Annotated in this window: 15 protein-coding genes; 13 read left to right on the forward strand and 2 right to left on the reverse strand. The window is 29.8% G+C overall.

Translation table 11 applies throughout. From position 1 onward, the window contains the following. The first annotated feature begins 25 nt into the window (after positions 1-25). The 12 genes from serC to rplS all read left to right on the forward strand — a co-directional run bounded on the left by serC (position 26) and on the right by rplS (position 11,729). The gene (serC, locus tag CKCE_RS00925; RefSeq protein WP_015238443.1) at positions 26-1,153 is read left to right on the forward strand and encodes a 3-phosphoserine/phosphohydroxythreonine transaminase; all 1,128 of its coding nucleotides are present in this window, start codon (positions 26-28) and stop codon (positions 1,151-1,153) included. Beyond that, positions 1,146-2,237, forward strand: coding sequence for a prephenate dehydratase (gene pheA / locus CKCE_RS00930; RefSeq protein WP_015238444.1), 1,092 nt, complete (start codon positions 1,146-1,148; stop codon positions 2,235-2,237). Before serC ends, pheA begins: the two co-directional genes overlap by 8 nt. A 7-nt stretch (positions 2,238-2,244) precedes the next feature. Beyond that, a complete protein-coding gene (hisC, locus tag CKCE_RS00935) occupies positions 2,245-3,366 on the forward strand; it encodes a histidinol-phosphate transaminase (protein ID WP_015238445.1) in 1,122 nt (373 codons plus the stop codon). After that, entirely contained in the window at positions 3,363-4,256 is an 894-nt protein-coding gene (locus CKCE_RS00940) for a prephenate dehydrogenase (protein ID WP_015238446.1), read from the forward strand. Before hisC ends, CKCE_RS00940 begins: the two co-directional genes overlap by 4 nt. A gap of 4 nt (positions 4,257-4,260) precedes the next feature. Continuing rightward, a complete protein-coding gene (gene aroA, locus CKCE_RS00945; protein WP_015238447.1) occupies positions 4,261-5,595 on the forward strand; it encodes a 3-phosphoshikimate 1-carboxyvinyltransferase in 1,335 nt (444 codons plus the stop codon). A 21-nt stretch (positions 5,596-5,616) separates the two neighbouring features. Continuing rightward, positions 5,617-6,288, forward strand: a complete 672-nt coding sequence (gene cmk / locus CKCE_RS00950; RefSeq protein WP_015238448.1) for a (d)CMP kinase — start codon at positions 5,617-5,619, stop codon at positions 6,286-6,288. Positions 6,289-6,387: 99 nt separating this feature from the next. Further along, entirely contained in the window at positions 6,388-8,100 is a 1,713-nt protein-coding gene (gene rpsA, locus CKCE_RS00955; RefSeq protein WP_015238449.1) for a 30S ribosomal protein S1, read from the forward strand. Positions 8,101-8,105: 5 nt separating this feature from the next. Next, the gene (locus CKCE_RS00960) at positions 8,106-8,390 is read left to right on the forward strand and encodes an HU family DNA-binding protein (protein ID WP_015238450.1); all 285 of its coding nucleotides are present in this window, start codon (positions 8,106-8,108) and stop codon (positions 8,388-8,390) included. Between the two features lie 209 nt (positions 8,391-8,599). Further along, positions 8,600-9,529 carry a histone deacetylase family protein gene (locus CKCE_RS00965; RefSeq protein WP_015238451.1) on the forward strand — a complete coding sequence of 310 codons (930 nt, stop codon included), beginning with the start codon at positions 8,600-8,602 and terminating at the stop codon, positions 9,527-9,529. Between the two features lie 24 nt (positions 9,530-9,553). Further along, complete coding sequence (locus CKCE_RS00970; protein WP_015238452.1) at positions 9,554-10,294, forward strand: electron transfer flavoprotein subunit beta/FixA family protein; 741 nt, start codon at positions 9,554-9,556, stop codon at positions 10,292-10,294. After that, a complete protein-coding gene (locus CKCE_RS00975) occupies positions 10,291-11,235 on the forward strand; it encodes an electron transfer flavoprotein subunit alpha/FixB family protein (protein ID WP_015238453.1) in 945 nt (314 codons plus the stop codon). The genes CKCE_RS00970 and CKCE_RS00975 overlap by 4 nt, the downstream gene beginning before the upstream one ends. Positions 11,236-11,357: 122 nt before the next feature. Then, on the forward strand, positions 11,358-11,729 hold the full coding sequence (rplS, locus tag CKCE_RS00980) for a 50S ribosomal protein L19 (protein WP_041572026.1): 372 nt from the start codon (positions 11,358-11,360) through the stop codon (positions 11,727-11,729). On the opposite strand, the gene rsgA is transcribed toward rplS, so the two are convergent. Beyond that, on the reverse strand, positions 11,709-12,635 hold the full coding sequence (gene rsgA / locus CKCE_RS00985; RefSeq protein ID WP_015238455.1) for a ribosome small subunit-dependent GTPase A: 927 nt from the start codon (positions 12,633-12,635) through the stop codon (positions 11,709-11,711). The genes rplS and rsgA overlap by 21 nt on opposite strands. A 90-nt stretch (positions 12,636-12,725) precedes the next feature. Between rsgA and orn the strand changes: the two genes are divergently transcribed. Further along, positions 12,726-13,271, forward strand: coding sequence for an oligoribonuclease (orn, locus tag CKCE_RS00990; RefSeq protein ID WP_015238456.1), 546 nt, complete (start codon positions 12,726-12,728; stop codon positions 13,269-13,271). Here the strand turns inward: orn and CKCE_RS00995 are convergent. Next, the gene (locus CKCE_RS00995) at positions 13,264-14,673 is read right to left on the reverse strand and encodes an MATE family efflux transporter (RefSeq protein WP_015238457.1); all 1,410 of its coding nucleotides are present in this window, start codon (positions 14,671-14,673) and stop codon (positions 13,264-13,266) included. The two genes, orn and CKCE_RS00995, sit on opposite strands and share 8 nt — an antisense overlap. Between the last annotated feature and the right edge of the window lie 94 nt (positions 14,674-14,767).

Genomic DNA, 14,767 nt, shown 5'->3' on the forward strand with positions numbered 1-14,767 from the left:
TAAATAGTTAGGAGTTCATCTGAGAATGGATCAAATTTGGAATTTTTCATCTGGTCCCGCTGCTTTGCCTAAAAGTGTATTAGAACAGATTTCGCATGATGTAATTAATTGGAATGATACTGGCTTTTCTATATTAGAGATGAGTCATAGAAGTGATTATTTTGCTAATATTTGTTATGAAGCAGAATACGACTTGCGTGGTTTATTGAATTTAAGTAATGATTATGCAATTATTTTTACGCATGCTGGAGGTCATGGGGCTAATGCTTTTGTTCCCATGAACCTTATGGCTAGATGTTACAGCAGAAATGCTGATTTTATAGTTTCAGGTCATTGGTCTTATACATCTTATCTTGAAGCAAAAAAATATGGAAATGTACGTATAGCTGCAGATAATAATTCTATTTTAAATCATAATAATCTTAAATATAAGACTCGTAGATGGATGCCTCTTTTAGAAAATTGGAAATTAAGTAAAGAATCTTCTTATATTCATTTATGTAGTAATGAAACCATTGATGGCATTGAGTTTATTGACTGGCCTATTTTATCAGATATGTCTGTTGATTCTGTACTAGTTGTGGATGCATCCTCTAATTTTTTGACAAGGCCATTAGCTATAGAAAGAACTGGACTAGTATTCTCTTGCGCTCAAAAAAATATTGGTGTTGCAGGTCTTACTGTTGTTATAATTAGAAAGGATTTATTAGAAAAATTTTTGCCATCATGCCCCTCATCTTTCAATTATACTAATATTTTTAAAGCAAATTCTTTGTACAGCACTCCGCCAATATTTCCAATTTATGTAGCTGGTCTAATGTTTAAATGGTTAAAGACAAAAGGCGGCTTATCTATTGTGGCTGAAGAGAACAGGGTGAAATCTTCAGTTTTTTATGATTATCTAGACTCTACTGACTTTTATCAGAATGAAGTAGAAAGAAGTGTAAGGTCAAGAGTAAATATTCCTTTTATGATAAAAGATAATGTTTTGACTAATGTTTTCTTATCAGAGGCTAAAAAATTAGGTCTAATAAATTTAAATGGACATAGAACTGTAGGTGGATTAAGAGCTTCTATCTATAACGCTATGTCGATGTCCGGTGTTTTATCTTTGATTAAATATATGAGAGATTTCGAGTGTCATTATGGATGATGAAGTATTGTTACAATCAAGTTTGCTGCCTTTGCGTAATTTAATAGATGATATTGATCAGCAAATCTTGGAATTATTAAATAAACGTGCTGAAGTAGTTATTAAAGTAGGTGATATTAAAAATAATACAAAGTTTAATTCAGCAGTTTTTAAGCCAGATAGAGAGGCTCAGATTATAGATGCTTTGCAAAATAAAAATAGAGGTCCTTTTCAAAAAGATGCTATCTATTATGTTTGGAAAGAGATTATGTCTGCTTGCCGTGATTTAGAACGTCGTACAAAAGTTGCTTATCTAGGGCCATCAGGATCATTTTCTGAGCAAGCAGCATTTGAGCATTTAGGACATTCTATGGATAGATTGTCGTGTGCTTCTTTTGATGAAGTTTTTTATTCAGTAGAGAATGGTAAGGCTGATATTGGCATTGTTCCTATTGAGAATTCTCTTGAAGGGGCTGTTAATAGGAGTTTAGATCTTTTTCTTAATACTAATGTGAAAATATTAGGAGAGCGTTCATTAATAATAGAGCATTGTTTGCTTACTAAGAATGGAACAATGGATGGTGTTAATAAAATAATGGCACACCCTCAAGCATTAGCTCAATGTCAAAATTGGTTAAATAAAAATTTTCCTAATATAGAAAGGGTTCCTGCTTCTAGCAATTCTGAAGCAGCTCGTTATGCTTCATCTAATCATAATTCTGCTGCTATAGCTGGGATGATAGCAGCAGACTCTTGGGGTTTGAAGGCAGTTTATTCTAAGATACAGGATGATATTAATAATCGGACTCGTTTTGTTGCTATAGGCAATTCAGAATCAATGCCTAGCGGTAAAGATAAAACAAGTTTGATTTTGGCTGTTCCAAATCGATCTTGTGCTGTTTATGAAATGATAAAGCCATTTGCTACTAATCATGTTTCTATGACTCGCTTTGAATCTAGACCTGCTCGTACTGGGCAGTGGGAATATTATTTCTATATAGATATAGAAGGTCACCAGAATGATGAAAATGTTTTTAATGCTTTACGTTTGATAAAATCGCAAGTAGCATTTTTTAAGATATTAGGTTCTTATCCAGCACAGTGAGTAAATTATGGTTATTGAAAATAGATTTTTTTTGCCAGATTATATAAAAAAAATTAATCCTTATCAGGCAGGAAAACCAATAGAGGAATTAGCGAGAGAGTTTAATATAGATCCAAAATGTATTGTTAAACTTGCTTCTAATGAGAATCCTCTTGGTGTTTCTGATAGTGTATTAAATATAATAACTCAGTCTTTCAGGACTATATCTAGATATCCAGATGCTAATGGTTTTGATTTAAAATATGCTTTATCCAAAAAATATTCTATTCCAATAGAAAATATTGTTCTGGGTAATGGTTCGAATGATATACTAGAGTTAATATCTCTGGCTTTTTTAGATAACAGATCTTCTGCAATATATTCTGAATATTCATTTGCTGTTTACAAAATAGCTACTCAAGCAAGAGGCTCTAGGCATATACAAATACCATCTATTGACTATAAGCATGATTTAAAAAAATTTTATGATGCAATAAGTGATGATACTAGATTGATTTTTATTGCCAATCCAAATAATCCAACTGGTACTTTTATACCTAAGAATGACATCATTGATTTTTTAGATAGTGTATATAAAAAATATAGCAGCAAAGTTTTAGTAGTTTTAGATGAAGCTTACACTGAATATTTAGATGAAATTGATAGATTTGATAGTTTTTCTTTAATACAAAAATATCCAAATTTAATAGTAGTAAGAACTTTTTCAAAAGCTTATGGACTTGCTGGGTTGCGTGTCGGCTTTTCAGTTTCTCATCCTGATATAGCTGATTTTATAAACAGAGTAAGACAACCATTTAATGTAAATTCATTAGCTCAATTAGCAGCTATTGCAGCTTTAGAAGATCAAGACTTTTTATATAAAAGTTGTGTACTAAATAAGGAAGAAAAACATCATTTGTATGAATCATTTGATTCTTTAAATCTGGAGTATATTCCTAGTTTTGGAAATTTTGTATTAGTTAAAGTGGGGAATGCTAAAAATATAAATTTTGAATTATTAAAAAGAGGAATTATTGTTCGTCCAGTTGATAATTATGGTTTATCAGAGTGGCTTAGAGTGACTATTGGTAAGAAATTAGAGAATACATTGTTTTTAAATACACTAAAGGATATTATTAACAAGGTATGAATAATAAAAATGATGTTTTATTTAAAAATTGTGATGTATCAATTTTATCTATTATTGGTGTTGGCTTAATAGGTTCTTCTTTTGCTTTGGCTCTGAGGAGATCCGGTTATAATGGTCGTATCATTGGTGTGGATAATAACCAGGAATCTTTGATACGCGCTAAAGAACTAAAAATCATAGATGACCATGGTAGTTTAGAATTTGCTGTTTCAAGAGCAAATTTTATAATGTTAGCTACTCCAGTTGGTCATGTAAGAGATTTGTTATTGAAAATAAAACCTAATTTGTTACCAGATGCAATAATAACAGATGTAGGCAGTACAAAAATGGATACAATTAATGCAGCTTATGATGTTTTAGATGATTGTGTCTGTCAATTTATTCCAGGCCATCCTATAGCAGGAATAGAGAAAACAGGTCCAGACGCTGCAACTGCAGAACTTTTTAATCAGCAGAATGTTGTTATTACTCCCTTGATAGAAAATAGAAAAATAGATCTAGATATTATAAGTAATTTTTGGTTGTGTTGCGGTGCAAATGTAATGTATATGAGCCCAGAAGAACATGATAGTATCTTTGCTTCTGTTAGTCATTTGCCTCATTTTCTATCTTATATGTATATGTCTCAGGTAGCATCTTCTGAAAATTGCGATAGAAGATTATCATTAGCTGGTTCTGGGTTTAGAGATTTCAGTAGAATATCTGCTAGTTCTCCAGATATGTGGTGTGATATATTTTTTTCTAATAAGAAATTTATAGAGATAGAGTTGGAGAAAGTACTTTCTTTAATTTTAATGGCTAGAAAAGCGTTAGATACAAAAGATAGGAAATTGTTGTATTCAATTTTAGAAAAAGCCTCTATTGCTCGCCGTAACTGGTTTAAGGAATAAATGTATGGATCAAAAAATGGCTTATTTGGATTTAGGTAAATATTGTAAAGCTGAGGGTGGTTTTATTCTGCCAGGTTCAAAAAGCATTTCTAATAGAGTATTATTATTATCGGCTTTGTCTAACGGAGTAACAGAAATTAATGGTTTATTAAGTTCTGATGATACCAAAGTTATGATAGATGCTCTATCTAAATTAGGCATTATCATTGTAGATAAAGATATAAATAATATTGAATTAATAAGCAATGGCAGCTTGAATAATGGAAGTTTTGATTTATTTTTAGGTAATGCTGGTACTGCATTACGTCCATTGCTTGCTGTTCTCTCTTTTATGGATGGATATTATAAGCTGCATGGTGTTCCAAGAATGCATGAGCGTCCGATTAGAGATTTAGTGAATGCATTGAGGCAATTGGGATGCAATATTAAATATTATGATAAGGAAGGATACCCACCTTTGATAGTTAGTCCTTTTATAAAATCTAATACAGATAGTGTTTCTATAAAAGGCTCTGTATCTAGTCAATTTTTAACTGCTTTATTATTAGCAGCTCCTGTGTTTACAAATAAAAATAAAACTAATCTTACTATTAATTTAGATGGAGAATTAATTTCAAAACCATATATAGATATTACTTTAAATTTGATGGAAAAATTTGGGGTTGTTGTTAATAGAATATCAAATGATAGTTTTTTTATAAATCATGAAGATTTTTATACTACTCCTGGCAAAATATCTGTTGAAGGTGATGCTTCTGCTGCATCTTATTTTCTAGCTTTAGGAGCTATTGCTGGAGGACCTATTATTATTAATGGTGTAGGAAATAATAGTATTCAAGGTGATATAGAGTTTACGAAGTTTTTAACATCTATAGGAGCCAATATTAAATTTTCGGAAAATTCTATTGAATCCAGTGGTATTTTGGTATGTAATGGGGAGAAATTAAAATCTTTTGATGTTGATTTTAATATGATACCTGATGCTGCTATGACTGCTGCTGTATTAGCGCTATATGCTGATGGAAAATGTTTTTTACGCAATATAGGCAGTTGGCGTGTGAAAGAAACAGATAGAATAAATGCTATGCAAGTTGAGTTAAGTAAGTTTGGTGTTAAGGTAGAGTCTGGTGATGACTGGTTATCTATTGATCCAATTGATATAGATAATTGGCCATCCCATGTATCTATAGATACATGGGATGATCATAGAATGGCCATGTGTTTTTCTTTGACTGCATTTGGCAAAACCAATGTAAGGATTATGGATCCTTCTTGCGTTAATAAGACATTTCCAGAATATTTTGATGTGTATAACAAAATGTTAATACAAAAGATATAAAGTGCTAATATTTGTCTGCCTGTGAACATAAAGAACAATATCCCAATTATTGCAATTGATGGCCCCACCGCTTCTGGTAAAGGGACGGTAGCTTTTTCTTTAGCAAAAATATTAGGTTGGTCAATTTTAGATTCTGGTGCCATATATAGATCTTTAGCTTTTTTTATTATTCAAAATAGTATTTCATATACTGATATTAATGCAATTTTAAGTTTATTAAAAACATTAAAATTTTCTTTTCATAGTAATAATATACATGTTAATAGTTTAGATATTACTGAGAAAATTAGGAATGAAGATGTTGGTAAATTGGCTTCTATTATTTCAGAGAATAGAATTATTCGTGATTCTTTGTTAAATATACAGCGTAGCTGTATTCAAGAGCCTGGTTTGATAGCTGATGGTAGAGATATGGGCACAGTAGTTTTTCCTTTTGCCAGTTTAAAAATTTTTTTAACTGCAAATATTGATATAAGAGTGGAAAGACGTTATAAACAGTTGATAACTAGTAAAGTCTCTGTTAACATTAGCAACCTTAGAAGTGCTATAATAGATAGGGATTTAAGAGATACTCAACGTGTAGTATCACCTTTAATACCTGCTTATGATGCTCATATATTGGATTCTTCTTATCTTACAAATGATGAAACAGTAAGCGTAATATTAGATTTATGGAAGAATAGGCACTACTAATATTTTTGAGGATTAATAAAATATTAGTAGTTTTTTTAACTCCACCAATTATTTGGTGTGTATTTTTATGGTCTTTGTACCGAATGGTTTAATACTCCTATGTCATTATTTTCATCAAACGCTAGTAGCGGAGAGAGTTTTGCTGAATTATTTGCAGAAAGTTTAAAAAAACAAGACATGAAGTCTGGTGAAGTAATTAGCGCTGAAGTTGTAAGAATAGATCATAACTTTGTTGTTGTGAATGCTGGACTTAAATCAGAAGCCTTAATACCTTTAGAAGAATTTTTAGATGATCAAGGCAATATAGAAGTAAATACAGGAGATTTTGTATCAGTAGCTATTGATTCTTTAGAAAATGGTTATGGTGATACTATTTTATCTCGAGATAGGGCAAAAAGGTTGTCAGCATGGCTGAAATTAGAACAAGCTCTAGAAAGTGGAGAATTAATTACTGGAACAATTACAGGTAAGGTTAAAGGTGGTCTTACTGTAATGACTAATGGTATTCGCGCTTTCCTTCCAGGTTCATTAGTAGATCTACGTCCTGTAAAAGATACTACTCCATATGAAGGTAAAACTATGGAGTTTAAGGTTATCAAACTTGATAGAAAAAGGAATAATGTAGTTTTATCTAGAAGACAAGTTCTTGAAGCAAGTGTAGGGGAAGAACGTCAAAAATTGTTAGAGAACTTATACGAAGGAGCTGTGGTAAAAGGAGTAGTGAAAAATATCACAGATTATGGAGCCTTTATAGATTTAGGTGGTGTTGATGGATTGTTACATATAACAGACATGGCTTGGCGTCGTGTTAGACATCCATCTGAAGTGTTACAAGTTTGTCAAGAAATAGAAGCTAAAGTTTTAAAATTTGATCAAGAAAAAAACAGAGTTTCTCTTGGTGTTAAACAACTAGGAGAGGATCCTTGGGTTGATTTATCTCGACGTTATCCACAAGGCACCAGATTATTTGGTAAGGTTACAAATTTAACCGATTATGGTGCATTTGTTGAAGTTGAATCTGGTATTGAAGGTTTAGTTCACGTGTCAGAGATGGATTGGACTAATAAGAATGTTGATCCACGAAAAGTAGTAACTTTAGGTGATGAAGTCGAAATAATGGTTCTTGAAATAGATGAGGAGCGTCGTCGTATTTCTTTAGGAATGAAGCAATGTCGTGTTAATCCATGGGAAGAATTTGCTGTTAACTTTAAAAAAGGTGATAAGGTTAAAGGAGCAATTAAATCAATTACTGATTTTGGTATATTTGTTGGACTTCCTGGAGGAATTGATGGGTTGGTTCATTTATCAGATTTATCTTGGACTGATAGTGGTGAAGAGATAGTTAGAGCTCTGAAAAAAGGTGATGAAATTGAAGCTGTTGTCTTAGGAATAGATACATCTAAAGAAAGAATTTCTTTAGGGGTAAAACAGTTAGTGAATGATCCTTTCCAAGATTTTGTTGCTTCTCATGATAAAGGTTCGGTTGTTTCAGGTATTATAAAATCAGTAGAGCCTAAAGGGGCTATAGTTACACTTGCTCCAGAAGTTGATGCTTATTTAAGATCATCAGAAATATCTTCTGGTAAAGTTGAGGATGCAACTAGTATTCTCAAAGCAGGTAATAATGTTGATGCTATGATTTTAAATATAGACAAGAAGGCTAGATCAATTCAATTATCAGTTAAGGCGCGTGATGTTGTAGAAACAGTAGACACAATACAACGCATGTCTGATGCTAGTGCTTCTTCAGGAACAACAAATCTTGGAGCTTTGCTAAAGGAAAAATTAGATCAACAGCGTAATGATGGTTAGTTAATGTGACTAGATTAGATTTAATTGATAACTTAGTATCTAAATATCCTGATTTGTCGTTAAAGGATGTTGAACATCTGGTTAAAACAATTCTTTCTTCGCTAGAAGATGCTATGAAGTTAGGCAAAAGAATAGAAGTGCGTGGATTTGGAAGTTTTTCAATTGTAACAAGACATTCTAGAATTGCTCGTAATCCAAAATCTGGAAGTCTTGTTTTATTGAAAGAAAGAAAAGTACCAATTTTCAAAGCTGGAAAAGAATTGAAAGATAGAATTAAGTTATCAAAATAATATAATTCTGTATAAAATAAAGTTTTAAATAAAAACATAGAATATTTTAAATAATTCTATGTTTTTATTTTTTGATATATAAATTATTTGCATGTTTTATTTTTACTTAAACCGGTAAAAATTTATCAATGATAGTTCTAAATATTTTTATCGATTTCATCATATAATACAATTTGTCTAGAATTTTGATTTCTAACTATAGGCTTTTTATGAAGACTATGTATGTGACTCATCCTAGTAGTTTAAAGCATGAAATGGGTTGTTTTCATCCAGATTCTCCAGAGAGAATATATGCTATATCTGATCAAATGCTAGCAAGTGGTTTAATGTCTTTTGTAAAACAAGGTTATTCTTTTAAAGCATTAAAAAAAGATATATTAAGAGTTCATTCTCCTATTTATTTAGATTATCTATATAAAAACATTCCAACTGATGGTGAATATTATTATATAGATAACGATACCATAATGAATTCTTATACATTTGAATCTGCATTATATGCTGCTGGTTCTGGTATGTTTGCTATAGATGCTATATTTAGTAATAGTGTAAAAAACGCTTTTTGTGCGATAAGGCCTCCTGGTCATCATGCAAATCATGACAATGCTATGGGTTCTTGTTTTTTTAATAATGTTGCAATAGCAGCTAAATATGCTTTTGATAAGTACAAGGTAAGTAGATTAGCAATTGTGGATTTTGATGCTCATCATGGTAATGGTACTGAAGAAATATTCTATGATGATGATCGTGTTTTGATGTGTAGTTTTTTTCAACATCCATTTTATCCTTATTTAGGAAAACATTCTTTAAAAAAAAATAATATGTGTAATTTGCCAGTAAATGCTTATGCAAAAAGCAGTAGAATTAGAGATATTGTTAATAATCATTGGGTTCCAGCTATACATAAACATAAACCTGAAGTGATATTAATTTCTGCTGGTTTTGATGCTCATAAAGAAGATGATATGAGTCAAATTTGTTTAACAGAATATGATTATGCTTGGATAACTAATATTATTGTTGAGTTATCTGAACAATATGCAAATGGACGTATAGTTAGTATATTGGAAGGTGGATATAATTTATCATCTTTAAGTAGAAGTGTGGTTTTGCATATTCGTGCTTTGGCTAATATATAATTAAAATAGTTTGGGATTCTATTAATGAAGGTTTTAGTAGCTATAAAAAGTGTTATAGATCATAATGTTACAGTTCAAATTAGAGATGATAATCTAGGTGTTAAAACAGACAATGTAAAAATTTCTGCGAATCCTTTTGATGAAATTGCTTTGGAGACAGCAATTCAATTAAAAGAAAAAGGTATTGTTTCTGAAATTATTGTTGTTTCTTGTGGTATTGATTGTAAATCTGTTTTGCAAAATGCATTAGCAATGGGAGCTGATAGGGCATTTTTTGTTTATTCTGATATTGATTTACAACCATTAGCTGTCGCTAAAATTATAAAAAAATTGGTTCAAGAAGAAAAACCTCAAATTGTATTTTTAGGTAAGCAGTCTATAGATAATGATTATTGCCAAACTGGGCAAATATTAGCTGGATTATTAAATTGGTCTCAGGCAACATTTGCTAGCTGTATAGATTTTATAGATAATAGATTTTTAGTAAATATGGAGGTTGATTTTGGGTCAAAATTAGTTTCTGTAAAATTACCAACTGTTATTACAGCAGATCTTAATCTTAACCAACCTAGATATATTTCTTTACAAAATTTAATTAAATCAAAAAAGAAAAAGATTGAATTAATCAATTCAGAAGAAATCTTAAATGACATCAAACCAAGAATAATTAGATTAAATATGAAAGAAGCGAAAAAAGATAAAAAAACTGTATTTTTCAACGAAATAAATATTTTTTTAGATAAACTTAAGAATGAATTAATATGATATTAATAGTTCCTGATCATAATAATTATTCTCTTGATAGTTCCACTATAAATCTTCTAGAAGCTGCTTCAAGATTAGGATTAAAAGAAGAGATACATATATTGATAATTGGGTATAATTTAGAAAGGGTTATAAAAGAAGCTACTAATATATCTAATTATATAACGAAGATATTGGTAGTTGATGCATTTTATTTTGGAGATTTTCTAGCAGAGAATCATGCTTTACAAATTTCTAAATTAGCTAGTGATTATTCTTGTGTTATTTTTTCTAATTCTTCTTTTGCAAAAAGCATTGCTCCAAGGTTAGCAGGTATCTTAGATATTGCCCCAATATCTGAAGTTACTGATATTATTTCTAAGGATATTTTCGAGCGTTTTATATACACAGGTAAGTTTATAGAAACTGTTTCTTGTAATGAAAATACGAAAATTCTTACTATAAACACATCATTTTTTGCTAATAAAAATTCTTATAAAAAGAATTCTACTGTTTTAGTAGAGCATGTTTCTCCAATAGATAATCTTGGTTTATCTATTTTAGTAGATGATAAAATAAATCTCACAAATCGTCCTGATTTATTGAAAGCGAATATTGTAGTAGCTGGGGGTCGTGCACTAGGCAGCAAAGAAAATTTTGATAATTTGATATGTGGTTTAGCTGATAAATTAGGAGCTGCTGTTGGGGCATCTCGTGCTGCTGTTGATGCTGGTTATACTTCTAATGATTTGCAAATAGGTCAAACTGGCAAAAGCATTTCACCAAAATTATACTTTGCTATAGGTATATCAGGTGCGGCACAACATATTGCTGGTATTTGTAATGCGGGTGTTATTGTATCAATAAATAATGATAGAGATGCACCTATTTTTCAATTTTCTGACTATGGAATAGTGGGAAATCTTTTTGATATTGTTCCAAAGTTAATAAAATTACTATAATGGCACTGGATTTATTGAATAAAGTAAATTATAATTCTTTATTATTTAACAATATCATCCTCTAGTTCTAGGCTAAAAATATATTTTATAAAAATAGAATGAATGATGATTTCGGAGTATTTATGAATTTAATTGGCATTTTAGAAAAAGAAGAAATTTCTCGTTTAAGCAGTCCTAAAAAAAACTTTGATTTTTCTCCAGGAGATACAGTTTCTGTTAGTGTAAACGTAGTAGAAGGTACACGTAAAAGGGTTCAAATATATGAAGGCGTTGTAATAGCTAAAAGAAGCAAAGGTCTTAATTCTTCATTTATTGTTAGGAAAGTTTCTTCAGGCGAAGCTGTTGAAAGAACTTTTCAATTTTATTCTCCTCAAATAGAAGCTATAGAGATAAAAAGATTGGGTAGTGTTCGAAGAGCTAAATTATATTATCTTAGATCTAGATTTGGACGTTCAGCTCGAATTAAAGAAAAACTAGTCTTTAAGAAAAAATAGTATTATTACAGTTTTTGTTTTCTTGATATTCTTTAATAATTTTTTTATATAAAGAATATCTTGTTTTTTTATTCTATTGTCTTTTACTGCTTGTATTATCCCACAAAATGGTTCGTGACAATGTGTGCAATTATAAAATTGACACGTATGGATGAAATTTTTAAATTCTGGAAATCCTTTATCAATTTCGTTTAGCTTAATATGTCCAATTGAGAATTCTTGAATTCCAGGAGAGTCTATAATGAAGCTATTTTCAATATTTAGTTTGTATATTTTTGTGTAACTTGTAGTATGTTTTCCTGTTCCTAGGTGTTTAGAATATTCATTTGTAGCGGCATTCGCAGATGGCACTAATTTATTTATGATAGTAGACTTTCCCATGCCACTTTGCCCAACTAATAAAGTAGTCCTATTACTTAGAACATGAATTAGTTTATTATTAATGTCTTGATTATTTAAGTATTTTGCACTTAGTGTAATTATATTTATTTCGTCTGGTTTTATAGCATTAATTTTTTCAATACTTCTTGGTAGGTCTTCTTTTAAATCATCTTTATTCAAAATTATTGTTACATCTATTTTCGATCTAAATGATTCTAATATTATGTTAGCTATGGTTTCTGTAGAAAACTCTGGTTTAGTGGCAGCTATAATAATTACATGATCTATATTTGCTGCTAATTTTTTGATTTTATTTTTCTCAGAACGATAAAAAATATTTTTTCTCTCTAATATATTTACTATACAATTTTTATCATATGATTCTTTGCTTACTTCTACCCAGTCACCTATAGTTGCATAGTTTTTTTTGCCTTTCATATAACACTTATATAAAGAATTATCTGACTCTACTATGTAATGCTGCTTATGAAATTCAACAACTCGACCAATAATGTGATTTTTCATATAGTAATATTTTGATTGTTTCTATAGTAGACTTACTCTAAATATAGTAAATTATTAATGTAAGATTAAAACTAATTATGTAGATAATATATGAAAAATTTAAAAGATGATAGATTGGTTTGGATTGATATGGAAATGAGTGGTTTGGATATGCATAAAGAGCGTATATTAGAAATTGCAGTTCTAATTACTAATAATAATTTAGATATTATTTCAAAAGGACCTGTATTGGTTATAAAGCAAAGTGACGAAATACTGGATGCAATGGATAAATGGAATACCTCTGTTCATAACAGAAGTGGTTTAGTCGACAAGGTTAGAAAATCTGAACTTAATGAGAGTGATGCGGAAATAATAATATTAGATTTTTTAAAAAAATATGTAATTGTCAATAAATCACCTTTATGTGGTAATACCATACATCAAGATCGTAATTTTATGAAATTATATATGCCTAATTTAGAAAATTTTTTTCATTATCGTAATATAGATGTCAGTTCTATAAAAGAAGTTATTCATAGATGGCATCCTGATACTAAATGTAAATTTATTAAACAGAATCAACATGAAGCATTAGCTGATATTTATGAGTCTATAGAAGAGTTAAAATTTTATAAAAAACATTTTTTTATTTAAAAATGTCGATTTCTTTATTAGCATAGTTGTTTGTAACTCTAATATATATAATATATAGAAAAAATGATGAGGCAATCATACCTATTGTGGATAATAACCATAAACTACTTACTGCAATATATGACTCTGGTGCAATAATTTTATTAATGTATTCGAAATAATTAATGCCTTTTCCAAAACCAAACCACCATCCTCCACCTAACCCTATGACTCCCAAAGATATTATTTGAGTAATAAATGGTATAGTGCTTATCTTATAAGCTCTTAATAGATATGAATTAAAGCATTGAATAGAATCAAATATATGAAACAATGGCAGTACTATCATAACAAGATTTAGAATGGTATTTTTTATTAAATTATCATTGGTATATATATTTATTATGTTTTCTTTATTTGAAAAAACAAGAATTGCAATTATAAGAGATAGAAAAATAGTTAATTTTAGTCCTATATTTCCTATTTCTTTAGCTAGTTGATAATTTTCTGCTCCAATTGCTTGTGCAACAGCTGAAGATGTAGCTATTCCTAATGCAATTGGAAATACATAGGTTACCCCTGCTATATTCGCAATAATCTGATGTCCACCAATAGCCACAAGTCCTTCTTGAGCAACTAATATTGCCATGGATGTGAATGTTAATACTTCTACTAAATAAGATCCGCTCATTGGTAGGCCAATTTTTAGTAGTTCTTTAATTTCTGTTAATTTTGGTTTGTATATAGTTAGTTTGAATTTGGAAAAAAAATTATCTGTTTTTATAATGTATAAAGCAACTATAAGATTTATCCAAGTTACTATTACAGTTGATAATGCTGCTCCAGTTGCTCCCATTTTTGGAATATGCTTAGATCCAAATATAAACAAGCAATTAAATATAATTTTAAGAATTATGGATAATATGCTTATAAACATTAATTTCTTAAACCTAGATAACGAAGCACATAAATTATATATGGTTCGGAAAATTAAAGATGCTGGCAAAGCAAGTATTAATATATTTAAATAAGAAGATATATTTGAGTAAACATTTTCATCCATATTTCCAAAGAATCTAAACCATATATTAGGAAAATATAGAAATATAGAACCTATAAAAGATAGGAGGATTGCAATCCAAACTCCCTGACACCAATAAACACCTATTGCTTCATATTTTTTTTTGCCAAAATTGTTCGCTATTATAGGTATTAACGAATTTATGACTCCTATTAAACTTACAAATACTGTTATGTATATTGAGCTTGATAAAGCAACAACTGCCAAGTCTTCTTTGCTTGAGTGTCCACTCATAATTGTATCAATCAGACCATAAGATACAGAGACAATTTGTGTGATTAATATTGGCCAAAACTGGCCCAATATTTCTTTTAATATAGTTTTTTTTGTTTCTATAATCATGTTTTCTTGTTTAGTTAATAGTTCACAATGATAAGATTTATTTCTATCTTTTCTTATATTGACGCAAAAGAAACTATTGAATTTTTGCCTGTAT

The sequence above is a fragment of the Candidatus Kinetoplastibacterium crithidii (ex Angomonas deanei ATCC 30255) genome (assembly GCF_000319225.1).
Taxonomy (GTDB): Bacteria; Pseudomonadota; Gammaproteobacteria; order Burkholderiales; family Burkholderiaceae_B; genus Kinetoplastidibacterium; species Kinetoplastidibacterium crithidii_B.